This window comes from Polyangiaceae bacterium (genome assembly GCA_020633205.1).
GTDB lineage: Bacteria > Myxococcota_A > Polyangia > Polyangiales > Polyangiaceae > JAHBVY01.
The window spans coordinates 1,186,707-1,210,664 of the sequence record JACKEB010000011.1 but is presented as its reverse complement, the minus strand read 5'-3'; the positions used below and the strand labels follow the sequence as shown (position 1 = coordinate 1,210,664).

Genomic DNA, 23,958 nt, shown 5'->3' with positions numbered 1-23,958 from the left:
TCCCGGTGGTCTAGCTCACTCCGTCCACTCGATGGTGGTCTCGGGCATGGTGCGGTAGCGCTTGTCGATTTCGTCGACGAGCTCCATCCACCAGCTCTCGATCTTCGGCCCCTTCTCACGCACGCTGTCCGTGAAGAAAGTGCCGCGGATGCACTCGGACTCCTCACCGGCCGCGTTCGAGCGGCAGCGGCCGTCTACGTACACCAAGATCGCCTCCGGCAAACGCGAGGCAGAGGAATCGACCGGGCTGTTCATCCAGTTCCGCAAGAAAACGATCGCCGCCTTCAAGTCTTCAGGCGTCTGCCCGTAGCCGTGGAGCATGTAGATGACGGGGTAGCGCTTCTGCTGCGCTTTGGCGTTCGAGTAACCGGGCGGGAAGTTCACGCTGACCGGGCCCGAGCGACCGCGGGAGTCCGTGAAGGTGAAGTCGCAACCGCCGCGAACCTCGCAGATGTCCGCGCCTTCGACCGGATCGATCTCCGCAGCCTCGGATAGCCCACGAGGCGCGTCCGGCCAGTGAGATCCGATGTAGTAGAGGGCCGACTGCAAGCGACGCACGATTTGGTCTGCAGTGCCTACGTGCTGCCCGCTGCCGCTGTTGAAGTCTGCGTCCGTCGGCTCGGTAGAGCCGTAGCGCATCATCACGCCACCTGGCAGCTCCGCCCACTCCGTATGCCCTGCGGAAAAGAGGTTCTCGTCTCCCAGGGTCTGCCCCGGCAACTTGTCGAAGCCGGTGTAGTAGTGAACGATGCGACCACGTCCTGCCCAGCTGCCCATCATGGCCTGGGCCGAGACGGAGAAGTTGAAGAGGTCGCGGGTTCCGCCATCGGTCCACAGGTCCATGCGGGCGAGCGCGGCGTCGTCGAAGGCTTCCTTCTGCGTGCCCAGCGGGTCCTGGGTAATTACCGTACGCGAATCGCGCTCGAGGAACGCCTTGTAACCAGGCGACATATCGAACTTCCCGTTGCCCTCACCGAAGTCGTAGGGGCTAGTCGCCGTGCCTTGTACGCCGTCCAGGCCGTAGTCCTCGTAGGGCTCACCCTCGTCGTAGCGCAGGTTGCCCTCGGTGCCGGTGGGGTTGTACTGGGGGTTCCAGTTGTCCCCGTTCGGGTCTTCGTTGACTCCCGCCTGATAGCCGGGCTCGTCGACGTCAGCCAGACCGTCGGTACCGAGATCTTCGTAGCGCTCGTGGCCTTGAAAGATCACCGGTTCGTTTTCGTCACGAACGCCGTTGTCGTTGTAGTCGACGGCAAGGGCTAGCTCCATCGGCTTGTTGTTGCCCTGATCCGACCAGGTGTTGGCGTACGGCGTGAGATCCGACTGCTGAGGTGAACCGTCGCAGAAGGTGATCACCGGGAAGGTGCCGTTCGGGTTGAAGTCGTGATCGAAGTAGTTGGTCAGCCGGAGCGTGTTGGCGCAGCGCTGCGCCGGGCACTGCTGCTCGAGCTCTTTTTGATGCGCCTCGTTCGGATCGCCACCAATGGGGTCCACCCACACGGCGCACTCACGGTCGTTGCGATCACCGACCACGCTCGGGTCATCGGGCGGTACGCCCGCAGGCAAGTTCTCCCCGTTGGGAGCCGAGTTGTAGCCGCCTGGGTTGCCGAACATCAACGCCAGGTCGCGGAAGATCTGCACGTACTCTGAACGCGGGAAGGAGCCGCCGTTGCCGTTCTTCGGGTACTCGTACCACCAGCGGTTGAACGACGACGGATGCTCGTAAGGCAGCTTCGTCTCCGGGAACTCAGGGAAGCCCGTGGGCACCGTGGTGCCATCGTTCGTCAAGAAGCCGCCGATGTGATTGTTGCGGATGTGGCCGAGCAGCCACGTCCACTCCACCGGGCCGCCGAGCGGCGCCAACACATCGAACTTCTCGTGGTTCCGGAAGCCCGTCATCGCCGTGCCACCGCCGCCCATGCTCACGCCGACGATCGCGCGATGGGTGATGCGTCGGGTCTTGGTCACCGTGCCGCCATCGGTCTTGGCGATGGCCTGGTAGGTGCCAAGCCAGGGCGCCTGGAAGTAGAGCTTGTAGGCGCCGCCCTCTTCCACGATGCGCGGGTCTGCGATCGGGACTGGGCGCGGTGTCTTCACATTGGGCCCCGTGTACGACACCGTAACGTGGCGCAGCCGCGCCATGTCTGGGATCGCCGCAGGGTTGATCGGGATCGTAAACGGGATTTCCCGGGGGAATTTCTTGTCAGCGGGACCAAAGGTCACGGCGGGGCCGAGCTTGGTGAAGCCGCTCGGCACCTGATCGGCCGCGCAGGCGATGGTGGTGTCGAAGGCCGCCACCGACCAAATGAAGCTGTTCTTGTTGGGCATGGTGGCGTTCTTCGGGTAGCCAACCGAAGCCATCGCCAGGCCGCCGGTGCCGCTCACCGCCACGCCGTCATCCACCTTGCCGGCGCCCGAGCCGCTGCAGTCCGGGATATCCGCACTGATCACGTTGACGGGGATATCGATGGTCACGTCGCCATCACCCGTGGGGAACAACGCCTTGATCGTTGTCTTACCCGCCGCGCTGCCCGTCACCGTGACCTTCGCGGTCGGAGTCAGCAAGTCGATGCGAGCGTCCGCTGGGGCCGCCGCTACCGTGGCATCCGCCGACTCGAAGCGCATCATGCGCACGTCGCAGACGTCGGGGTCGACGGTAACTTCAACCGGCCGCGTCTGGCCTGGGGCCAACACCAACTCCGCCGGGCTCACCCGCAGCTTCACCTGAGTCGGCTCCGGGTCGAAACATTGCTCCCCGGGTTCGGGCTGCGGCACGCCGCCTACGCCGCCCGTACCAGCAGTGCCACCGGTTGCGCCGGTTCCGCCGCTCCCGCTCTTCCCTCCACCGCTGGGCCCATCATCGGATGAACAGCTGACCCCCGCGAGGGCGGTAACAAGAGACACGACGGCGACGGCGCCGAGACGGCGTTGAGAATTAAGCTTCACTGGATCTCCTCCAAGCAGACGAACGTTAGGTTAGGACATTCGCGTCGGCTGTGTAACCGAATCCGCCGAACCCCTCGAAACCAGACAGAAATCTTCCGATGGGCTGGCTCGTCGTCCGAGCCCGGGCCAGGCAACCACATCCACGCACATGGTACGCCGCCGCGACTCGTGCAGCTTACCGGCGCCGCAGAGTCAGACGGGCAAGACCACTGCACATTTCCGCGCGGTTCAAAACTCAGCGCGAGCCACTTTAGATCCGCACGGCAACTTTGCCTGATGGAGCGTCACGCCCAGCTCATGTCCTTCACGATGGTGCGCCGCCGCGCGCAGGACTCGGTAGAACCACTCGCAGGCATTGGCATGCGTTTATCCCGGAGCCGGCGCGGGGTCCAGCGAGTGGCCGAAGGTGGGCACTTCTCGCGGACAACTCGGGTCGGCTGACCTCCACGGCCTCGAAGGCGGGACGCCAGAGTCATACCCAAGGGTTATCGGGGGTGAGGGCACGCGTCACCTCCCGGCTGTGAAACGCACAGTTTTTCGCTGATCGCTTGATGGATCCGCACGGCAGCTCAATCGGCACACCGCTTGCTCACCGCCCGACGTGGGTGTTGGGCCGCTGAAAGGCGCGCGCCGTCTCGGCGTGCGATGGGGAGAGCTGCGCGCGCTGTCAGGCGCTCTTGCCTTGAGCGCGCTCTGGCTGATGGCGTGCAGTGGGAGTCACGCCCCGGCTCACACCCCGTGTGAGCCTCGCGCCAGCGATAGTCCGAATGCTGAGGTAGCCCAAGTCGGGAAGCGGGGAAGGGCGCATTCAACGCCAGAACCAACATTCGGCGCAGGTCTTACCCTGCTCGGCCCCGCGATCTTCGGGACCTACACCGGGAGCTGGTTCGCACAGGATTGGCTCGTTGCCGAGGTCGGGTTGAGGCCTGACGTCGGCTTTGAAGGGTTCACGGCGGTAAAGTTCCGACCTGGCTCGCGCAGTGCCGAACGGATGTGGTTCGGTGCCAGCATCGCCGCGGGTTGCCGAGAGCGCGAACGAGACACGGAGACCGACGAAAGTGGTCCGTGGCTATGTGAAGGCGCAGCCGCGCTTCGTGTTGGCGCTGACGTCGTGCGCTGGCGAGTCTGGCAGTTCACCCCTGAGATCGACGCACGGCTCCCCACGGATTCATTGTCCGATCCAAAACCTCAGCCCTGGGCAGGCTTTACGGCCAGCTATCTGTTCTAGAGATGACGACGGGACGCATCACCTCAACCCTGTCGTGCCTGTTCACCTTACTCACCGTCGGCTGCGTGAAGCACACGAGCACCATGGTGGATCCGAGCGAGCTCCCGGAGGTGGCGCGCGAGCGGGCGCGAGGTTTCGTGCGCACGAGCTTCGTGCGTACCGTTGCGATTGCCGATCCAGACGACACGGAGGTCCGCCTCACACTGCGTGTCTGCCGCGACGCGCGCGGCGAATACGCCTGCCATGAGACCGTCGAGCTGCCACTATCTGAGTTGACCGCAAACCCAGAAGATCTCGGTCGAGGCGTTCGTGTCACCGACGTCGAGCACGCGACCATCGAGACCGACCTTCCCCCAGAACCCCGCTACCCCAACTTCAGCGTTGGTCTAACTGTGGGCGGCCCGGGGTTTCCGCTTGCGCCGAACACCCAGTGGTACCCGGCTGATCGCTGGGCACTCGAGCTGTCGGGCATCGTGCCCGCGCCGTGCGGCTTCGTGGGAGTGCGTCACCGCCCGGGTACCCCGAGTTGGTTTCGCCCTTGGGTGGGTGTGGCGCTCGGAAGTAGCTGCCTGGATGACTCGTCCAGGTTCGATCCTCACGCAGCGCTTCGCGTGGGCGTCGACCTGCGTCCCGAAGGGGATGTGTTCCAGCTTACGCCGGAGCTAGATGCTTTAATCCTCCCGGATATAGACGCGGGATGGATCGCTGGCGTGTTGCCGTGGGCGGGCCTGACGTGGAGCCACCTGTTCTGAGCCGCATGGTGTTTCAATACAGCAACGTCAACGCCGATCGCTGTCTGGCGCCAAGCGCAAGTTCCGCAGTCACGCGCGGAAACTGCACGAAAACAGCTGGAAAAGCCCTGGAAACCGCAGCGACGGGTTGAGCGCGGGTGCGGGCGGGTATCTCTCTCCCCCGAAATTCGAGAGACAAAAAAGTGTCCGCGCAGAGGGGCCGGGGGGGGGACAGCCTCGCTCCACGCGGACGCGGTGGAAGTAGCAAGCTCGAATCACAAAAGCAATCAAGTCTCACGTGGGGACAGCGATCGCGAATGCTGCGTAGCAGGCTGCACCATTTCAAATTGGAGACAACTTGACGAACGCGCGTCACCGAAACCGGACGCGCCGAGAAGGATTCAACGACTTGCCCAGCCCAACCGCTGGGTCAGGATTGCATTTGTGCAATCCGCCTCCGGCGTCGCATCACGCGAGCGCCCGCCCACCTGCTCCCACAAAAGTGGCGTCCGCGCGGTAATGCGAGCCTGGGTTGCGAGTACGCTGGAGTAGGCGAGTAGCCTCCTCCTGAGAGGAATGCTCACGCTGAATCAGGTGGCGTAGCAGCAACGCTATAGCTTGCAGCGGAAGGCCCAGCGACCCTCGCCGCCACCCCGCTCGCTGAGGGCAAGGCCCACGCTGGAAGGTGCCGCGGGGACCGCCTTGACGCCGTCCATCGCTCGCCCGTTGCTGGTGGTGGCCGCCAAAGCTTCCACGCACAGGCCCCCCGCATCGGCGATGAACTTCGCTTGCACACGGGAGCCTGCGGCGCGGGTGCCGTCGAGCTGAAGGTACGGCTGCACCGGCGGCTCAGAGACGATCGACCAGCCTTCGTCCTCGGGGCCGCAGCGCCGTGGCGTGGCGCCGAGCAACTCAGAGCTGATCTCCAGGGGCTCCCCTGCGTCCTTGGATTGCGTATCCACAGGGAACACATACCAACGGCTCTCGCTGCCACGCAGCGGGCTGACCTTGGTCAAGATGCCGAGGGCATCGCCCTGGGTGCTCTTCACCAGCTGCACCCCTTGGGAGACGCTGCCGGGGCGCATCGGGTAGTCCGCAAAGTAGTCGAGCTCGTCGCCGTTCAGACGATAGATGCGGAACGCCTGGCTGTTGATGGTTGAGCCGAAGTACCAGGTGCCTTGCACCTTCACCACGCCCGATACCTGATTCAGCGCCCACATCGCGCTGCCTTGAAGCGGGAGCGGCGCGCGGTCGCGCTCGAGGACATACGCCGTCTGCGTTCCGCGCACGTTGAGCACCAGGAGCCCGGCGTCGTCGCGCGGCTCTGGCTCGAAGCGCCAGGTCGAGTAGCCGCCCCAGCGTGTGAGCTGACCGAAGCTCATCGCGGCAGAGACCGGATCGGGCCAATCGGGGCGCGCGACTGCCGTGTTCCAAACCGGCGCGCTGAGGGAGAACGGGTCCTCCACACGAATCACCCAGCGAGAGAGCCGGCTCCACTCTTTCCCTCGCGGGCCCCAGGCGTAGGCGCGCATGCGCGTTTCGTAGCTGTCGTTCCCGAAGTCGAAGCCGAGCTCGGCGGCGCCCTTGTTCGGCGCCTTGACCCCGAGGAACGGCGTCCAAGCGCTCGACGTCAACGTCTCCGCCGTGGGCATCGCGGAACCGTATCCATAGGGCAACGGACTGAAGGCCATCGCGCCCGCAACCCCTGGCGGTGCTGGACGCTGCGGCGCGGACTTCACAGCGTCCGCCCCTGCCACGGAGACGGGCCCCGCCGGCGTACACTCCAACGTCCAACGGCTACCGCTCTTCGATGGCAAGCTCACCCGCTCGGGGAGCTCCGCGAGCTTCTGGTCTGCTTCGTCCACTGGGCGGCCTTGCCAGCCGACGCGCAGCCAGGTGCCGAACGCGCAGCCCACTGGCGAGCAACCTCGGGCGCTGCGCCCGCCGGGGTCGCCGAGGCGCGGTACGGGTGACGAGCGATCGCCGAAAGACGGCGGGACCGCGACCTCCGACCAGCTGAAGCCACCGTCGATCGTCTCCCGCAGCAGACCACCGCGCCCGATCGCCAAACCGAAGCGCCCGGAGAGCAAGCTGCGATCGATGTCTTCGCTGATGATCTCACCCGCGGCGACCTTGCCATCCAGATCGATCTGCACGCCGACGAACGGCCCACCACCGGCGACCCAGCCAGCGAGCACGTGCACCTTCTTCTTGTCGCGCTTCACCACGCGTTCAGTCAGGCCGTCGAGCCAAAGGCCCTTCTTGAGCAGCGTCTTGGTGGAGGCCTCCATCTCCTTGTAGCGCAGCTTGAGAGCCTTGTTGCTGCCGTCTTCCGCGATCAAGAGCAGCGTGCCGGGCGCACCGAGGCGCGGCGGTACCACGACGGCGACGCGCCCATCTTGCAGGGAGACCACGCGCTCCACGCCGCGATCCCCACGCACGCGCACCTCGCGCAGCTTGCCCTTTGCCGAGCGGATACAATACGAGGTCGCCCCTGCCTGCGCTGAAGAAGAGCCTTCTTTGCAACCGCCGCGGATCACCAGGCCGCCGGTGCCCGACGCGGCGATGTAGCGTGGCTCGGAGAAGGACACGATGGGCGTGAGCTCGAGGCTCGGACTCACCGAGTAGACCACGCTCTGACCCGCGGGGTCGCCGCAGATGAAGCCGATGCCAACCCCGACCTGCGCGCCCTGACAGGTGGCCGCCCCGGCGTACGCATCACGTTTGACGTCGAGCAGCTTGCCGTCGCTGAGGCGCACTCGCGCGACATTGCCCTGGGCCATGACCACGGCGCTATCTTTGGTGTCGGGCCAGCCGCCGAGGGCAGCGACACGTAGCGCATTGTCTCCCAGCGGGCGCTCCTGTCGTTCCTGGACTTCGACGTCGCCCCCTTGCTGCATCTCCGCCCAGTCGGGGAGCGCAGACTTGACCGCGCCCTTGAACGCCGTGTCGTCCCCAGAGCGCCCCAACATCTCCAATTGCCCCGCGGAATCAAGCAACATGCGCCCAGCGTAGGAGTTGATGGAGATCTTGTCGTCCTGAACGCTGATCGGCGACGGAGGCGTGTTCACCTCGAGCGGACGCCAGCTCGCGCCGGCGTCCAGCGTGATCAGCACGCCGCGCACGTCGGACTCCACCGCAGCAACCCACTCTCCGGCGAACGCCATCGTGCCATAGCCGGGCGCCGGAGGCAGCGGCCCCAGATCCGTCGGCTGCCAGGTCACGGGATCCACCGCCAGGATCTCGTTGCTGCTCGAAGTGCTGAGGTAGATGCGGTCGAAGCCTGGCGTCACCCAGTTAATATCCGCAGAGAAACTTGCAGCGGGCTTCAACTTGCCGAGCCAGGTCTTCGAGGTCCAGAACAGGCTGCGGGAGCCGCTCGAGTAGAAGACAAAGCCGCCACCCAGGCGCGGCGGCAACTCCAGCGGCTTCACGTTCAAGCGATCAGGAATCGTCTGCTCGGCGACCTCGAGGCTGCCGTCCTGGTGCTCCAGCATGCGGAGCCCGTAGGCGATGATGCGCAGGCTGCCGTCGACGTCGCGTTCTTGGTAACTCGACTCACGGCCTTCTGGCAGCACCACCATGCGCGCCGGCGTGACCCAGCGCGGCGCCTTCTTGGCTTTGCCCTGTTCCGTGTTCGGCGCCGCGGTGCTCCAACCCGCGCTCTTGCTGTTGCATGCGACGCCGCCGAGCAGCGCGAGCCCGACGACGCCGCTCAGAAACACACCGCTGCGAAGCATGCGCTCGCGTCCCACCATCGCCTGGCATGCTACTTCGCCCATCGCCCGGCGCCAGGCAAACACTGGGTTTCGCTGCGCTTTGTTGCGCCCCTCGGGACTTTGCGCGCGTTTCGCTACGTCGACCCGGCTGACGTGACGTCAGGCGCGCCAGTGATTGCACGGAGCGCATGCGCTCAGTACGGTCCCGCGACTCGCCGCGCGAACGCCTGTTGAGCGCCCCGGTGAGCTTCGGAGGAACCATGAGCGAAGCGCCCACTCACACCACCGCCCGTCCCACCGCGCCTGCTGCCGAAGAGATCCTCGGCAAGTATTTCCCGGTGCTCGATCACGGCTTCGTGGCGTTGGTGGACTACATGGGCACCGACGAGTGCATCGAGCGCGCCGCGCGGGTGAGCTACGGCTACGGCACCCGCAAGCAGAGCCAGACTCGCGGGCTCCTGCGCTACCTGCGTCGTCACAAGCACACCACGCCAAGCGAAATGGTGGAGCTGAAGTTCCACTGCTGCATGCCCATGTTCATCGCGCGGCAGTGGATCCGTCACCGCACGGCAAACGTGAATGAGTACTCCGGTCGCTACTCGCTGATGCCGATGCTCTTCTACACCCCCGATCAAGAGCAGCTGCAAACTCAGAGCCGCGCCAACAACCAGGGCCGCAGCGGCAACGCCGTCGAGCAGCAGACCTACGACGAGGCGCTCCGTCGCTGGAACGAGATCCGCAAGCTCTCCGCCGAGGCGTACGAGTGGATGACCGCGGAAGATCTAGCGCGGGAGCTGGCGCGCATCGACTTGCCGCTGTCGACCTACACCCAGTGGTACTGGAAGATCGACCTGCACAACCTCTTGCACTTCCTCACCCTGCGCGTCGATTCCCACGCCCAGTGGGAGATCCAGGAGTACGGCCGGGTGATGGCGGGCATGCTGAAGCGCGTCGCTCCGCTCTCCTACGAAGCCTGGATCGACTACGACGTGTGCGGCGACCGCGTGAGCCGTATGGAGCTAGACGCTCTACGTCGCCTGGTTGGGGTTGGGGGTGAGGAGCTCAGTTCCTCAGGCGGAAAGCTCGACGGCAAGGCGCTTGCTGAGCTCGGATTTTCCACACGGGAAGTTGCGGAGCTATTCACCAAGCTTTCACCGAAGGCCGTCCCCGACTTCGAGCTGGACCTCGCCAGCGCCCGCAGCGCCGAGACCTTCGCTGAGCGGTTCGCCCAGGCGGTGCCCAGCGTGGACAAGCCTAAACACTGACGCGATGGCGCGCGCTCAGAGCATGCTCAGCGCCCTGAATGCTGCGGCTTCTGCTGCCGTGCTTTCCGCTGCGCTGACAGGCTGTGGCGGCGGCTCGGGCGCGCTCAGCGCCGACGACGTGGACGCAGCCTCGTTGGTGCCGCGGCAGAGCCCCGTTCAAGCCTTTTGCGGCTCGACAGATGAAGCCCAACTTCGCATGGAGCACCCCGAGCTGCCTCCATGTGGAGATAGAGCCTATACGTACCTCAAGGCGGACATCGCTGGCCATCAGCTGCTTGCGCTGGCCCACGAAGCTGACCCTTGCTGCACCGACGTACCAACGCCGGGAATGATGCTCGGCGCTCATGTGTACGTCGACGGCGAGTCGTGGCCAACCACGGATCCGATCGTGATGCCAGCACCAGCGAGCAACGCGGATGAAGCCTCAGCCTGGCTCCACGCCGAGCTGATGCGGCGCCTCGTGGTGCAACCGACCATGGACGCGCCTGTGATTGAAGGCAGCTGGCCCGCAGCGGGGCCCGCGCTCAAACGCCACGCAGTAGGCCTCCACCAAGCAGACGCTGGCTGGCGGCTCCGCGCCTACGGCGTCAGCCACGAGACCGAGCGCGGCATCCATTGCCGCTTCCTCGCGGTATGGGACGCCACCTTGGAAGGCACTCGCGTGGACGCCAAGCGCCTGGTGCAATACGCCGAAGGCACCGCGATGGGTCAGCCCTGCAGCGGTGAACCACTGCCGCGCTGAACGTCAGCTCATTCGACGAAACTTCGCTGCCACGTCCGGATCCGGCCAGCACGGACTGGCTCGCCGTGGTTCAAACACCTCCTGAAGCCGCAACACATCCGCGCGGCAAGCACTGGAGGCAAGATGTACACGCTAAAAGACAAAGTCGCGATCGTCACCGGGGCGAGCTCCGGTATCGGCAAGGCCTTCTACGCGGCCAAGTATCAGCTGCCAGCGATGCTCGCGCGCGGCTCAGGGAGTAGCTGCTCGCTGATCTTCACGTCGACGTTCGTCGGCTACACCGTAGGCATGCCGGGCATGGCGAGTTACGCCGCGAGCAAGGCCGGCCTCATCGGCTTGACTCAGGCGCTGGCGGCGGAGTTCGGCCCCAGTGGCATACGAGTGAACGCGTTGCTTCCTGGAGGAACCGATACACCCATGGGAGCAACGGTCGCCAATACACCGGAAGCGCTCGCGATGGTGCAGTCACTGCATGCGCTGAAACGCATCGCCTCCCCCCAAGGCTCCCTCCCTGTTCGCGCCTCCCGGGCGCGAAGTGCTCAGTCGGCTCTCTATCTGGCTTTGGATGCCGCGTCGTTCACGACCGGCACCGCGCTGTTGCTCGACGGTGGAGTGAGCATCAACCGCAGCTAGGTCCCCGTCGGCCAAGACTCCACCGCGTCGAGCCAGACGTCTTTGGGATCTCGCGGGCTCACGAGCACGCGCACGCGAGAACCGACGGCGAGCGCCACGTTCTCCGGAGGCAACAGCTCGATCACACTCGCCTTGTACTTACCCGTCGCGCCCTCCACTTCGAGGGTGAGGGAGAACAACGGAATATCTCCGACCTCCGCTCCGGTGCGCTGGGCGTCGATGACCGCTGCGCTGCAGACCTCGCCGTTTGCGCGCAGCCACTTGGCGTGGTTCCCCTTGCGCAACCCGCGGCGCACCAGGAGCAGACCCACCACGACGAACGCGATCATACTCACCCACTCGAAGATGCCGGCGTGTTCGGGCTCGTTCCGCTGAACGACGAATGCCACACACACCCCGATGCCGATGACCGCGAAGAGCAGTCCGACCCAAAAGCCCGAGCCTCGAGGATGAGGCTGCTCGGTGCGTATCCAGCGGCGTCGGATCACGCCGAGACGGTATCGCGGTCGCCGAGGCGGAGTCGATGGCAACCGATGCGACACACACACGCTCAAGATTCGGGCTTGGCAACGCGAGGCTAGGCGCCCAAGAAGATCCGCTAAGGCGCGCCGCTCCCTCGCGCTCCCGACTCCGGTTTTTGATGACCCGACGCGTTTGGCCCATCGTTGCGTTGCTGTGGCTGGCTGCCAGCTCGGCTGTAGCCCAGTCCCTCGAGCCGTTGAGCTTCGTACGGGGAGAGGCCTACGCGGAGGCAACTGAGCTCGGGGCGTCGCCGGACGTGAGGTACGGCTCGCGCTCGCTGAGCACGCGCCTGCGCTTTCCGCTGTTGCTCGACGGCAAGAACACGATCTTGCTTCCGGGCTTCGCCTATCAACGCCTCAAGCTCTCTTCCGCTGGCGGCCCCGATGGTGAGCACTCCCTAGCCCTTCAAGCTCCGGTCACTGAGGTCGGCTTGGTGCATAGGGTCGGCGAGCGCTGGTTGACCGGTGGATTTCTCACCGCGGGCCTAGCCAGCGACTTCGCGGGCTCGGTGTCGCGAGACGATTGGTCGATCGTGGGGCCGCGTGCTCGCGATGTACGAGCTGGGAGATGGCGTCAACGTAGGCGCGACGTTGGGCTTCGACCGCAGCACCGGGGACTTCAGTCTGGTGCCCTTGATGCGGGCGGCTTGGACCGTTGATACCAAGTGGCGCGTCGAGGCGCTGCTCCCCAAGGCGGCGGAGGTGTCGCACCGCGCCAACAAGTGGTTCCGCGCGGGAATGAAATCAGAGCTCGACTTCAGTCGCTTTCACCTGGACCAAGCGAGCTACGGGGTAGAAGACCTGTACCTCGAGTACTTCGCGATCAAGGCCGGACCGACGCTCAACGTCTCTCCGGTGAAGTTCCTCCATATCGATCTGCACGCGGGTTACGCCTTCTTGCGGCGGATCAGCGCGACGATTGACGACGGCCAGCCGGGCATAAATCTCTACGTGAACGCGGAACCCGCCGCGCGACAAATTGATTTGGCGCCCGCTCCGTTCCTCGCGGTGCGGCTCTGGATGGGTTTGGATGGCGAACCACAGTCAGCTCAGACCAAGGTCAACTGAGCCTCTCGCCGCTCACCGCGTCCGATTGCGCCGCGCGAGCATGTCGATGTCGATGGTGTGAGTGCTGCTCGAGGGCGCTTCGGCCTCTCCGGGTAGCACCTCATCGGCGTGCTCGTCCCACCAGGTCTGGGCCATCCCGAAGGTCCAGTCGCGGCCGAGCCCTGCCTGATCCAAGCGGCGCAGTAGTACATGCGCGGAGCTCGGACGCTTTGACTGTTCCTTCTCCAGGAGCTGCATCACGACCTCATCCAGTTCCTCGGGGATACCTTTGATGAACTGGCTCGGCGGCTCCGGCTGCGTGTGCAGGTGATGCGCGCAGATCTCCACCGTCGTGTTGCCCTCGAAGACTTGGCGCCCCGTCAGCAAGAAGAACGCTACACAGCCTAGGGAATACAGGTCGCTGCGCGCGTCGACCTTCTCCGGATTGCTGATCGACTCCGGCGCCAGGAAGAGCGGCGTGCCGGCGACGATGTCGCTACGTGTCGCGCTGGGGTCGTCCTTGTCGAGCACCTTCACCAAGCCAAAGTCGACCACCTTTGCCACGTCGGGTCGCCCACCGCGCACACAGAGCAGGATGTTCGCCGGCTTGACGTCACGGTGAATCAAATTGCGGTCGTGGGCCTCTGCAAGCGAACCGGCGACCTGATTGAGCACATGCACGACGCGCGAGGGCGGCATCGGCCCGGTGCGCTTGACGATCGTCTCCAGGTTCGCGCCCTCCAGGAGCTCCATCGCGTAGTAGAGCAACCCGTCTGGCGTCCGCCCGTAGTCGAAGATCGTGATCGTGTTGGGGTGAGTGAGCTCCGCGGTCAGCTGCACCTCACGCTCGAAGCGCTTGAGGTTCGCGGCCCCGGCGCGATCTGGCAGCAAGAGCTTGATGGCGGTGGGTCGCCGCAGCATCGCGTGGCGCGCGCGATAGACAGCGCCCATGCCGCCCTCACCCAGCTTGCGCTCCAAGGTGTACTGTCCAAGTTTCCGCGCGGCTTGCACCTCGTGGCGGAGCCCGTACACGATCTTGGAGGACATCGTACACAGCGCGAGCGTGCCAATCCACCAGGCGCCAATCGCTAATACTTGTCCGATGGCGAACTTCTCGAGGCTTGGAGCAGGACCATAAGCGCCAGCGGCGGCCTGCAGCGCCTTGAGCACCGTCGGGTCCTTGATCGAGCCGTAGTAGACGACAAGCAAGAGCGGCAAGCCTGCCACGCCGCACAAGAGCGCCGTCACGCGCGCGGGGCTAGGCACGAAGATCGAGCGCGCCGCAAAACCCAGGGTCAAGGCCAGCGCCATGATCTGTCCATTCCCCGCGGCAACAGGGATGTAGTAACCCATCACCTCGTAAGCCAGCGCATTGGCGAGCAACGCCGACGCCTCCGCGGTGCGGATCGTCGACACGCTGGGCTTGCCCCGCAGCATGAAGAGACCAAGGAATAGGTAAGACAGCGCGCCGGCGAGGTGCGCGATCATCGACGGGTGGAGGATGAGCCCCATCTTCTGGCTGAGCACCAGAACGGCTCGCAGGAGCCAATAGCCAAAGCCGAGGGCGAAACCGAACCGCGCAAAGACCAAGACGCGCTGCTGCAGGAAGGCGCGGCCTTCCTCGGTCTGGTCCCAGGAGGGATCCGTCAGCGGCGTCGTCGGCATCTCGCTCCGCGTCTAGCGTCGCCGGGACGAGCACGCAATCCGCTGGCGTTCCCAGTCAGTTCGGCGACCTTAGAGCACGTCGAGGATGCGCTGTTTCACCCGTTTCGGCACCGTATTTTCCAGGTACTCAATTGCTGTCCCCCGCAGCACCGGATCGCCGGAATCCAGCCCGCGCAGCGCGAGGGAGAGCGGCTCCGGCTCGTACAAAAGCGCCAGTAACGTAAACGCCTGTAAGAGCCGAGGGGATCGCACCCGGTGCTCTTGCAGTAGGGGGTGAGGGCCCCGCTGCAAGACCGGATGCAAGGAGTCCGGGAGCCAGTCGTCGCGCTCCAGGTCCCGCTCCACCCGGCTCAGAACGAGGGCGCTCGAAGGCTGAAACGGCAGCCCGACCTCCTGCTTCCAGCGCACCAACGTCGCGCCGACCGCGAGCCGTAGGGACGGAGAACCGTCGTCCAGCGCCGCCCACAGGTGCGCCAGTGCCGCGGGGCAATGAGTCTTTGCGAGGAGCTCCACCAGCACGAGTTGGCGTCGCAAGCCCGCGCTGTGTTCAAGCAAGGCATCCCCCAACGCGCCCACGCCGTGGATGCCGAGGCGATCCAAGTAGTCGCGCGCGGCAAACTCCAGCGCAGGCTCGGACAACAGATCAACCACACACGGTGCGAGCCGCCGGTCCAGCGGTGCATGCTTCAAGCGTAGCGTGAGCGCCGGGTCACGCCGCGTACACAACGTGAGCAGCTCGCAAAGCTCAGTCGGCGGGTCATCCGCTGACGCAGGGGGCTCACTCTTGAGCGCTTGCTGGCGCTCGATCTCCGCGAGCAGCCCCTTCCGATTCAGCGAGACGGTCGTCTCGATCACTCGCCGCGTCGTGGCGTCGAGGTGTCGATGCTCTTCCACCTTGAGCAGGTTGCGCTCCAGGTTCCCAACCAGCTCGGCGACGTACGCCTGGTTGACGGAGCGCACCAACCACACGAGCAACACCCCGATGCCGAACGCGATCCAGAGCAAGGCGCGAGAAGGCGCTGTCAGCAACAAGCCGACGCCAACCACCGTCAAGCCACCGAGGGCATCGCCGAGGCGCTGCAACAGCACGTCGATGATCAGCTTGGTGCGGCGTTTGCGCTCCTTGGACAGCGGAGTGAAGAGCAGCTCGTACGCGGAGCGATGAGTGGAGTTGGTGAGGGCCGCTTCGATCCCCTTGCTCAGCGCGGCACTCCACACCTTCAAGGTCACCGACGCCATTCCTGCGCCAGCGGCGATGCCCAAAGGTAGCAACGCCAAGGTGCTGCCGAGGCCCGCTTTCTGCAGCATGCGCGAGCTGACTGACGTCTGTACGACGAACGTCCCGATACTGACCACCGTGTAGAACGCGGCGAAGAACCTCACCAAGTCTTGTTCCGCAGGGAACTGGCCTTGCGCCTCTGCCTTGAGCACGAAGTCGAGCAACGTAGAGGCGATTGCCAAGAGCGCGACCATCAGCGCGACGCGAATCAAGAGCGGCGAGCGCAGGATGTTCGTCTTCTCGAGCACCACAGCGGAGCCGGCCTGAGTCTTGAGCAGCGGACTCAACACCGCGTTCCTGCGCCTACGGGTGAAGCGCCTCACGTAAAAACCGCCAAGCAGGCCGAGCGCCACCAGCACCAGGAGCACTCCTCGTGGCCCAGTCACGGCGGAGACGCGCTCAGCGAGCAGACCCCCGATCACTCCACCCAGCGTGGCGCTAGCGCCAACCCGCGCTACCTCCACCTTGGCCGCGTGCGGGTCGAAGCTCTCGTTGAAGGCTGACCAAAAGCCGCTGACGAGCAGTGCCCCGAGCGCCGACACGGCGAAGTAGACCGCGACGGCGGTCTGGTGGCTCAGGCTCGGCAAGGTGAACCAGGCAGCGCCGAAGACTGCGGCGTCGAGCGCGAACACCCAGGGCACGACTCTGGCGGGTCCGAAGCGGGTGAGCAGCCGCGAAGCCACGAGCACCACCGCAATCGAGAGCGCCGCGCTGAGCATCACCACCTGTGGCAATTTTTCTACAGGGAAATGCGATAGGAACAGCGCGTCACGCAGCGTCTTCGCGGCGATCTGGTGAGCAATGGCTGCCGCGGCGGCGATGCGCGCCGACCAGCTACCCGCAGGGCTATTCACCGCCGGGCTCCCTCAACCATGGGACGCTCTGCTCCACTACCAGCCCTCGATGACTACCACGCGCGCGAGGGAACACGTTAGGACTGCCTAACAACGGGGCTCACCAGGCGAACGCGAGAAAAGCATTCAATGCCGCGAACTTGCACGGCGCCTCCCGAGGCTGGTTCGGGGGAGAGCGCCCTGGTCAAGCTCCCGCATTCCGCCCACTTGGCACTGGTTCCCCCGATATTTGCGGCCCTGCGAGCGACTGAAAACGCAAGTGTACAATCGACACCAAGCCCCCCCAGCATTAGAGTCCGAACATGCCCAGCGCAGCCACTCCGGAGTCCCTCGCCCACCTGGATCTCGACGCGGAGATCGCTCGCTTGAAGAAGGAGCGGAACGCCGTCTTGCTCGCGCACTACTACCAGGACAGCGAGATCCAAGACTTTGCAGATTTCATCGGGGACTCGCTCCAGCTGGCTCAAGCCGCCCGCGACACCGAGGCCGACGTGATCCTGTTCGCCGGTGTGCATTTCATGGCGGAAACAGCCAAGATCCTCAACCCCGAGCGCATTGTGCTGGTGCCCGACATGGCCGCCGGCTGCTCCTTGGCTGACGGCTGCCCGGCGGACCGCTTCCGCGCCTGGAAGGCGAAGTACCCCGGCTCCATCGTGATCAGCTACATCAACTGCTCAGCCGCAGTGAAGGCCGAGAGCGACATCATCTGCACCAGCAGCAACGCAAAGAAGATCGTGGAGTCGATCCCCAAGGATCAACAGATCCTGTTCGCGCCTGACAAGAACCTCGGCCGCTACCTGATCAAGGAGACGGGTCGCGACATGGTGCTCTGGCAGGGCAGCTGCATCGTTCACGAGACCTTCAGCCAGCGCCGCTTGATCGAGCTGAAGACGCAGCACCCGGAAGCGAAGATCATCGCCCACCCGGAGTGCCAGGAGCAGCTGCTCGACATGGCCGACTTCGTTGGCTCCACCGCCGCGCTCTTGCGCTACGTGGAGAACGACAACGCGATGCAGTTCATCGTCGTCACCGAGAGCGGCATCCTGCACCAGATGAAGAAGCGCGCTCCGACCAAGGAGCTGATCGCCGCACCACCCGACGGCAACTGCGCCTGCAACGAGTGCCCCTTCATGCGCCTCAACACCCCAGAGAAGGTGTACCTCGCGCTGCGCGACCTCGAGCCGCGCCTGGAGATGCCCGAAGAGCTACGGCTCGCCGCGAAGAAGCCCATCGACCGCATGTTGGAACTTAGCTGACGCTCAGCCGGGCCGCGCCAACTCGTGGCTGCGGCGCCTTCCTTGAGGCACTTGAATTCCACGCGGCAATTCTATTATTGCAGCGATTCGTGCAGCAACGCGCTCCGCCGGCCTTCCCCGCCTTGACCCGTTGGCGCCCTTGGCGGTTCAAACCTCAATTGCGGGAGATGCTACTCCAGGCCCAAAGCGGCGGCGATGCGCCGCACGGCGCCTAGCTCCAGCGGCGATAGGTTGCCATCAGCCAGGGCGGCGTTGCTCGCGGCGTCGAGCACTGCGTGCTTCTCTTCGTCGCTCATGGCTTTGACGATGGGCTCCGCCTCGTCCCAGCCTTCCAGGGACACCACTTGCTCGCGCTGGGCGTCGTCGAGCCCGAGCTTGTCCATGTAGTGGTTCAGGAACGCACGCTCGTTCTCGGTCATGATGCCGTCGGCAACCAGCACCTTGGAGATCAACAGGCAGCGCGCGATCTTGGAGTCCATAGCGCCGCTGATAGTAACCGCCTCGGTCCGCGAGCCGAAGGCTTTTGCACGGTTCAGTCGCTGTCGGGCGTTTTGCCCGGGAGGCGGCCGAAGGTCTGCATCGCGCGATCCTTTAGATCTCCGCAGGCTTCCACGCCGAGGTTCGTCTTCTCCTTCGGGTCCTGGTCGAGATCGTAACAGTGCCAGCCGGAGTCCCAGGCGCGGGCCTCGAGCTTCATGTTTCGTCTCATGTAACCCCAGTTCTCGAAGGCGCAGCTCCAGACGCCAGCGCAGTTCGTCATCGGCAGCGCCTGGGTGGTGAGCTCCGGGCGCAGCAGGCTGTGTCCGACCAGCTTGCTCTTGTACTTCTCCACGCCGGGCTCGTCCCACAAGCCCATGATGTCGAGGATGGTCGGCGCAATATCTACGTGGAAAAGGTATTCGTCTTGCTTCGACTTGAGGGCCTTGCGCTGATCGTCGTTCAGCGTGCCCTGGGGCGCGTCGATCCACATGGGCACGTGGGTCTCTTCATCGAAGATGCTGAAGGTGTGGCCCATCTGGTTGTGCTCGCGGAAGGCCTCTGCGTGGTCGCTGGTGTAGACGATCACCGTGCGCTTGCCCGCGTCGCTGTCTTTGATCTGCTTGACGATGCGCGACAGGTGCATGTCCTGCTGGTGCACGGAGTTCAGGTACTGATTGTAAAAGTACGGGTTGTCGTCAGGCGCCTTGCTGGTCGTCGCCGGCTGAAAGGGCTGCGGCAGGTTGGGATCCACTAGGTACGGGTAGTGGACGTTGGAGAGCTGAATCACAGCCAAGTACGGCTCTTTCAGCTTGCCGATGTTGGCGTTCACGTAGTCCGCGAGCAGCCCCTCGTGGGCTCCCATGTCGAGATCTGCCGTGGGCTCGAGCTCCGTCGCGCTCACGAACTGATCGACGCCAAGGTTCTTCACCCACAGCCGCGCGTTGCCGAACATCATGTTCTGGCTGGTGTAGAACGCGGTGTTCCAGCCGGCTGCCTTGGCGTAGTCGAAGATCAGCGGCCAGGTGTGGAGCGTCTCCCGGTCCTCTACCGGCTGCAGGCCACTCCAGGTCACCGCCAGGCTGATAGCCGTGCAGGAGGCCATCGAGCGCATCTTGTCGAAGTGGTAGCGCTCCGGCACCAGAGTGTTGGTGTGCCCCGTCTTTTCGCAACCCGGTTCGAAAGCGTTGCAGGTCGCGTCCCAGCGCACGCTCTCCAGCAGGATGAACACCACGTTGCGCGGAGTTTCCGCCTGGCTTTTCAGCGGCGCGACCGGCAGCGAGTTGCGTACCCGGGGTCGCATCTGGTGAGACTGATCCGTCATCCCCAGCTGGGTGCGCAGCAGACCACCAACCGCGTTCAGATACAGCGTATCTGGCGTCGCAGCTTGCAGGTGCCGGTGCTGAACCGGAATGAAAAATGCGCCAATCAACAAGAGCGGCGCGACCACTCCGGCGATGCGCGCCGGGCGCCGCTTGGGTCTCACCACACGCCGTGCGACCCACACCAGCAAGATGGCGAGCACCATCACCGGGAGCTTCGCCTTGAGGTAGTTGCCGATGTCCGCGAACAGCTGGTTGACGACGCTATCCATGAAGTTGGACGCGAACATCGACACGTCCTCGTTCATGTAGGCGTTGTATTGCGAATAGAAGTACGACTGCCCGCCGAAGGCGAAGGTCGTCATCACCACGAACAACACCGCAGCCACGTTGCGACCCTTGCCGCGCCTGCGCGAAGCCGCGTACAGCAGCAGCCCCCACACGATCAGGCTCTCGAACGCGGCGCCGACGTACATCCAGCGATACGTCGAATCCAGCTCGGCCAGTCGCTCCGAGCGCCGCCCCCAGTCGATCATCACCGAGAGCAACATGGGCAGCGCCAAGAGAAGCCACGCCAGCGGCTTTCGCCAACGCGCCAGGCGCTTGGCTCGTGCCTGCGTCGGCACAGCCTCATCGGTCACCATCTCAGCCACTTCAGTTCACCTAAGTACGCGCGAAAGCAGGTGAGGACTTTCCGTTAGTTCACCGCCCCGTCAAGCGGGGCCTACCTGACAACGCCGCTCGGGGCCTAGCAGTTGTCCCCTCCCCCCCAAAATAATCCTGTGATTTCCCATGATTTTCTGGGGGTGAGGCGCATTGTTCAGCGCCCGAGCTGACCGCGAAGGCGCTGAACGGTGAGCACTGCGCGCGCCTCCCCAGCGTCACCTGCGCGCCTCCCAACTGGCTCAGATGTCCGTCATCCAGCTCGTGATGAGGTAGTTCGCGATCAAGATTGCAACGGCGCTTTGCACCACGGCGCGCGTCGTCGCCTCACCCACGCCGCGTGCACCGCCGCTCGCGAAGTAGCCCTGGCGGCAGGCGATCGTGGAGATCAAGAAGCCGAACACCGAACCTTTGACGATGCCCATCCAGAAGTCGGAAGGCACCAAGCGGTTCTCGATGTTCGAGATCCAAATCCCGGGGTCGACGCTCAGTCCCTTCACACTCACTAAGTACGCACCCGCCATGCCGACGCAGGTGTAGAGCACCACCAGGAGCGGCACCATCACCGTTGCCGCGAGTAAACGCGGTGAGAGTAAGTACTGCACGGGACTGATCGCCATCGTGGTGATGGCGTCGATTTGCTCCGTGACGCGCATGTTGCCGAGGGTCGCCGCCATGCCGCTGCCGGCGCGCGCCGTGACCATCAACGCGGCGAACACCGGAGAGATCTCGCGCGTCAAGCTAACCGCGACGATGTACCCGACCGTGCCTTCAGCACCGAACTGACGCAGGCTGTGAGTCGTCTGCAGCGCGAGCACCATGCCGCTGAACACACCCGTCAGCGAGACGATGAAGATCGACTGCACACCGATGAACTCCATCGCCGCAAACAGCTGGCTGAAGCGATACGGTGGGCGAATCAACCAGACCAGCGACTGAAAGGTCAGCAACACCTGAGTGCCGATCGAGTCGAACACCCCGACGACGCCGTCGATCAGGCTGCTCAGCAAGCCTCGGGATTCAGTCTCGGCGTCGGACACGACCCGTTCATATCACTCGCTGAGCGAGTCCACGATGCGCTCGAGATCCGGCGCTCATCAAAGCCTCCTCGAGACGCTCGAGCTGCCTGGCGCTCTGCGCTCCCGTCGCCTCAATCGCCGCCCGCCGCGGCTCCGAGAGGCCCGGAGGCGTCAGCTGCACGATCAAAGCATCCCCGCCCAGCTCCTCGACATACGGACGGCCCCACTCGACGATCAGCGCCGCGCCATCGCGCCGCGCATCCTCTAGGCCCAGCTCAAAGACCTCGTCTGGGTGGCCGAGACGATACAAATCAGCGTGCAATAGGCGCAAACCGAGGTTGTACTCCTGCACCAGCGTGAACGTCGGACTCGTCACTGGGTCGCTCGCGGGCAGCCCGAGTTCGCGACACAAGGACCTCACGAGGAAGGTCTTTCCTGCACCGAGCGGCCCATCCAGGATCACCAGGCTGCCGCGCTCGAGGCTTCGCGCCAGGCGCTGCCCCAAGTGCACGGTCGAGCGCCGTGTGGGTAGGTCGAGGTCCAACTCGTTCATCAGGCGGCCAAGCATGCCGTCGCCAGAGCTGGAAGCACGCAGTTTTTTGTTGAGACCGGTGCAGATCAATGGGCGATCAACGTCAGGTCTCGGGGGACGCGACCCGAACCGTCGAATCCTCTGGCGTCGCTGGTCCAGAGGCGCACCCGCGCCTGGCTGAGCGCGGTCCTCGCCAGCTGGTGACGTTGAGTCACCTCTTCGCGCTCTCGCGTGCTCGACACCGGGAGCTGCTTGAGCGCCGCCTGAGCCAGGTGGGCCGCATCAGCGCCCAACGCGGAGAGCCAGTCGGGTCCACCTCCGCTTTGAGCGCGAAACTCGCGCATCGATTTGGGGCCGGACCACTCACCCGCCGCGTTCTCGCGCAGTGGAAACGAGCCGACCCCTACGGCGACCCGCGGCACGCCTGCGAGGGACTCGGGGAATGCATCCGCCGCAGTGAGCCCGAGCCCGAGCATCGTCTTCTGACCCTTGCCCTTGATCTCGCGGGCCAGGTCGCTGGCGCAGCTTGCAGACCCCTCTACCAGCAACGCACCGACACCATCCCGCTGCCATTTTCCGAAAGGAAATCTTGAAGCGCCTGCTTTGGCGGGCAGCGCGAGGCAAGCCTCGGAGCTCACCGCGTCCGCCTTGAGGCCGCGGCGCTGAAACTCCGAGAGCAAGAGCTGCTTCGCTTTGCCAGGCTCGAGGCCGATGGTGAATACGCCGCTCTCCGCTCCCGGTGCAGGCGTAACCAAGATCACCGGGACGCTGGAGGCGCGCGCGAACTCGAGCGCAGGCTTGCTGCCTTGAGCGTCGATACCCGCGATCAAGATGGAAGCGCCGGCTCCCGCGAGCTCCGCGAGCGCTTGCTGCATGGCCCCGGGATCGCCGTTTTCCTCCGCAGAGACCAGCTGCACCCGCTCCGGGTCACGCCCGGCCTGGGGCAAACCCAGCGCACGGGTCACCCCAGCGGCCAGCGCCGCCGAGCGCCGCTGACGCTCGACGCTCCCAGTGCTCAGCACCAAACCCACGGCGCGCCCTCGCACGCTAGGCGCGCGCCCACCCTGCGCCGCCAAGCGCGCGAGCTCCACACGCTGAGCCGCCTGTTGTTCGCTCATCGGTCGCTCCCCCAACAAGCGGCGGGCGAGCTCACCGTCTCGCTGTTCGATCGCCCAGTTGGAAAGCCGGGTGATGAGTAGCGAGCGCATCCAGTCCCGCTCACTCTCCAGTTCGGGTTGAACATCACCTTCACTGAGCGAGCGGAGCGTCTTCTCGAGTTCCTGGGCGGGGATCTCGTCCATGCGACGCTCGATCAGCGCATGCACCAGCTCACGTTCCTCCAGGGGCGTGTCCGCTGCCCAGCGCAGCATCGCGGCCGTAGCATCCTGCCAGCGCTTGTCCTTCAGGAGCGCGATCACCAGCTGCTCACGGTAGAGCGCGCGCTCGCTTGGCTCGATGAGCTTGCCTTCCAGTGGCTCGAGAAGAGCCAGCGCCGCCTTCGGCTGACCCAAGCGGATCCGGATCGCGGCCTCGACGATATCCCCCAGGTCATGCACGGAGCCGAGGGCACCGGCTCGCGTCGCGCGCGCCAGCTGTCGAGCCCTGTCCAGCTCACCCTTTTCCACATGGATCCAGGCCAGGTAGACCATGGCGCGCCGCACCTGTTCATCCTCGGGGAAACGCTGAATGAAGCGCTCGAGCGGCTGTTGCAGCACCAGTCGGGTGTCAGGGCGGTCGTACCATGCCTCCGCGATTCTGCGAAAGGCGGCTTGGGAGCCTTGAGACTCCGCGAGCACCGCCTCGGGGCGATCCGTGTTCTGCTCACCACCGCCACACGAACTCAGCAGAGCCATGCAGGCGCCCAGGCAGAGCCAGCGCCGCCAGATCCGAGGGCGGCGACGGGAACAGCTTTCGGCGTCGACCAGCATGTACGCTGCTTGCTTACCACGCGCCGCGGCCAAGACCGCGTGCCGCCAACATCGAAGTCACGGCCGGCCAGGAAAAAAGCCGGCGCCCGCTTGAGACTTCAGACCCTCGAAAAACCCGACCTACTCTAGTATGT

Annotated in this window: 17 protein-coding genes; 7 read left to right on the top strand and 10 right to left on the bottom strand. The window is 64.9% G+C overall.

Translation table 11 applies throughout. The features are described from left to right. Positions 1 to 15 precede the first annotated feature (15 nt). On the bottom strand, positions 16 to 2,943 hold the full coding sequence (locus tag H6718_11785) for an Ig-like domain-containing protein (protein ID MCB9586072.1): 2,928 nt from the start codon (positions 2,941 to 2,943) through the stop codon (positions 16 to 18). Positions 2,944 to 3,934: 991 nt separating this feature from the next. On the opposite strand from H6718_11785, the gene H6718_11780 reads away from it, so the two are divergent. Both H6718_11780 and H6718_11775 read left to right on the top strand, forming a co-directional pair. After that, entirely contained in the window at positions 3,935 to 4,171 is a 237-nt protein-coding gene (locus tag H6718_11780) for a hypothetical protein (GenBank protein ID MCB9586071.1), read from the top strand. A 2-nt stretch (positions 4,172 to 4,173) separates the two neighbouring features. Further along, the gene (locus tag H6718_11775) at positions 4,174 to 4,923 is read left to right on the top strand and encodes a hypothetical protein (protein ID MCB9586070.1); all 750 of its coding nucleotides are present in this window, start codon (positions 4,174 to 4,176) and stop codon (positions 4,921 to 4,923) included. A gap of 590 nt (positions 4,924 to 5,513) precedes the next feature. Here H6718_11775 and H6718_11770 read toward each other — a convergent pair. Continuing rightward, entirely contained in the window at positions 5,514 to 8,684 is a 3,171-nt protein-coding gene (locus H6718_11770) for a hypothetical protein (protein ID MCB9586069.1), read from the bottom strand. A 197-nt stretch (positions 8,685 to 8,881) separates the two neighbouring features. Between H6718_11770 and H6718_11765 the strand changes: the two genes are divergently transcribed. The 3 genes from H6718_11765 (at position 8,882) to H6718_11755 (ending at position 11,261) form a co-directional block, all read left to right on the top strand. Beyond that, the gene (locus tag H6718_11765) at positions 8,882 to 9,886 is read left to right on the top strand and encodes an FAD-dependent thymidylate synthase (protein ID MCB9586068.1); all 1,005 of its coding nucleotides are present in this window, start codon (positions 8,882 to 8,884) and stop codon (positions 9,884 to 9,886) included. Between the two features lie 4 nt (positions 9,887 to 9,890). Continuing rightward, positions 9,891 to 10,628 carry a hypothetical protein gene (locus H6718_11760; GenBank protein ID MCB9586067.1) on the top strand — a complete coding sequence of 246 codons (738 nt, stop codon included), beginning with the start codon at positions 9,891 to 9,893 and terminating at the stop codon, positions 10,626 to 10,628. Positions 10,629 to 10,751: 123 nt separating this feature from the next. Continuing rightward, positions 10,752 to 11,261, top strand: a complete 510-nt coding sequence (locus H6718_11755) for an SDR family oxidoreductase (GenBank protein ID MCB9586066.1) — start codon at positions 10,752 to 10,754, stop codon at positions 11,259 to 11,261. On the opposite strand, the gene H6718_11750 is transcribed toward H6718_11755, so the two are convergent. Beyond that, positions 11,258 to 11,749, bottom strand: a complete 492-nt coding sequence (locus H6718_11750) for a hypothetical protein (protein ID MCB9586065.1) — start codon at positions 11,747 to 11,749, stop codon at positions 11,258 to 11,260. The two genes, H6718_11755 and H6718_11750, sit on opposite strands and share 4 nt — an antisense overlap. Before the next feature lie 585 nt (positions 11,750 to 12,334). Here H6718_11750 and H6718_11745 point away from each other — a divergent pair. Beyond that, positions 12,335 to 12,850: a hypothetical protein gene (locus H6718_11745; GenBank protein MCB9586064.1), complete on the top strand. Its 516-nt coding sequence runs from the start codon at positions 12,335 to 12,337 to the stop codon at positions 12,848 to 12,850. Positions 12,851 to 12,862: 12 nt separating this feature from the next. On the opposite strand, the gene H6718_11740 is transcribed toward H6718_11745, so the two are convergent. Beyond that, positions 12,863 to 14,494: a serine/threonine protein kinase gene (locus H6718_11740; protein ID MCB9586063.1), complete on the bottom strand. Its 1,632-nt coding sequence runs from the start codon at positions 14,492 to 14,494 to the stop codon at positions 12,863 to 12,865. A gap of 69 nt (positions 14,495 to 14,563) precedes the next feature. Further along, positions 14,564 to 16,627, bottom strand: coding sequence for a hypothetical protein (locus tag H6718_11735; protein ID MCB9586062.1), 2,064 nt, complete (start codon positions 16,625 to 16,627; stop codon positions 14,564 to 14,566). A 302-nt stretch (positions 16,628 to 16,929) separates the two neighbouring features. Between H6718_11735 and nadA the strand changes: the two genes are divergently transcribed. After that, positions 16,930 to 17,883: a quinolinate synthase NadA gene (nadA, locus tag H6718_11730; protein ID MCB9586061.1), complete on the top strand. Its 954-nt coding sequence runs from the start codon at positions 16,930 to 16,932 to the stop codon at positions 17,881 to 17,883. Positions 17,884 to 18,053: 170 nt separating this feature from the next. Here the strand turns inward: nadA and H6718_11725 are convergent, their stop codons facing one another. The 5 genes from H6718_11725 to H6718_11705 form a co-directional block, all read right to left on the bottom strand. Next, positions 18,054 to 18,362: a TerB family tellurite resistance protein gene (locus H6718_11725; protein ID MCB9586060.1), complete on the bottom strand. Its 309-nt coding sequence runs from the start codon at positions 18,360 to 18,362 to the stop codon at positions 18,054 to 18,056. Positions 18,363 to 18,415: 53 nt separating this feature from the next. Continuing rightward, on the bottom strand, positions 18,416 to 20,335 hold the full coding sequence (locus H6718_11720; protein ID MCB9586059.1) for a sulfatase-like hydrolase/transferase: 1,920 nt from the start codon (positions 20,333 to 20,335) through the stop codon (positions 18,416 to 18,418). A gap of 252 nt (positions 20,336 to 20,587) precedes the next feature. Next, on the bottom strand, positions 20,588 to 21,385 hold the full coding sequence (locus H6718_11715; GenBank protein MCB9586058.1) for an ABC transporter permease: 798 nt from the start codon (positions 21,383 to 21,385) through the stop codon (positions 20,588 to 20,590). A gap of 7 nt (positions 21,386 to 21,392) precedes the next feature. Further along, on the bottom strand, positions 21,393 to 21,908 hold the full coding sequence (gene tsaE, locus H6718_11710; protein MCB9586057.1) for a tRNA (adenosine(37)-N6)-threonylcarbamoyltransferase complex ATPase subunit type 1 TsaE: 516 nt from the start codon (positions 21,906 to 21,908) through the stop codon (positions 21,393 to 21,395). Positions 21,909 to 21,982: 74 nt separating this feature from the next. Continuing rightward, on the bottom strand, positions 21,983 to 23,749 hold the full coding sequence (locus tag H6718_11705) for a hypothetical protein (GenBank protein MCB9586056.1): 1,767 nt from the start codon (positions 23,747 to 23,749) through the stop codon (positions 21,983 to 21,985). Positions 23,750 to 23,958: the final 209 nt, after the last annotated feature.

Coding starts and splice junctions, on each gene's coding strand:
- H6718_11780 (MCB9586071.1), top strand. CDS start 3,935: ATGTGGTTCGGTGCCAGCATCGCCGCGGGTTGCCGAGAGCGCGAACGA.
- H6718_11775 (MCB9586070.1), top strand. CDS start 4,174: ATGACGACGGGACGCATCACCTCAACCCTGTCGTGCCTGTTCACCTTA.
- H6718_11770 (MCB9586069.1), bottom strand. CDS start 8,684: ATGGGCGAAGTAGCATGCCAGGCGATGGTGGGACGCGAGCGCATGCTT.
- H6718_11765 (MCB9586068.1), top strand. CDS start 8,882: ATGAGCGAAGCGCCCACTCACACCACCGCCCGTCCCACCGCGCCTGCT.
- H6718_11760 (MCB9586067.1), top strand. CDS start 9,891: ATGGCGCGCGCTCAGAGCATGCTCAGCGCCCTGAATGCTGCGGCTTCT.
- H6718_11755 (MCB9586066.1), top strand. CDS start 10,752: ATGTACACGCTAAAAGACAAAGTCGCGATCGTCACCGGGGCGAGCTCC.
- H6718_11745 (MCB9586064.1), top strand. CDS start 12,335: ATGTACGAGCTGGGAGATGGCGTCAACGTAGGCGCGACGTTGGGCTTC.
- H6718_11740 (MCB9586063.1), bottom strand. CDS start 14,494: ATGCCGACGACGCCGCTGACGGATCCCTCCTGGGACCAGACCGAGGAA.
- nadA (MCB9586061.1), top strand. CDS start 16,930: ATGCCCAGCGCAGCCACTCCGGAGTCCCTCGCCCACCTGGATCTCGAC.
- H6718_11725 (MCB9586060.1), bottom strand. CDS start 18,362: ATGGACTCCAAGATCGCGCGCTGCCTGTTGATCTCCAAGGTGCTGGTT.
- H6718_11705 (MCB9586056.1), bottom strand. CDS start 23,749: ATGGCTCTGCTGAGTTCGTGTGGCGGTGGTGAGCAGAACACGGATCGC.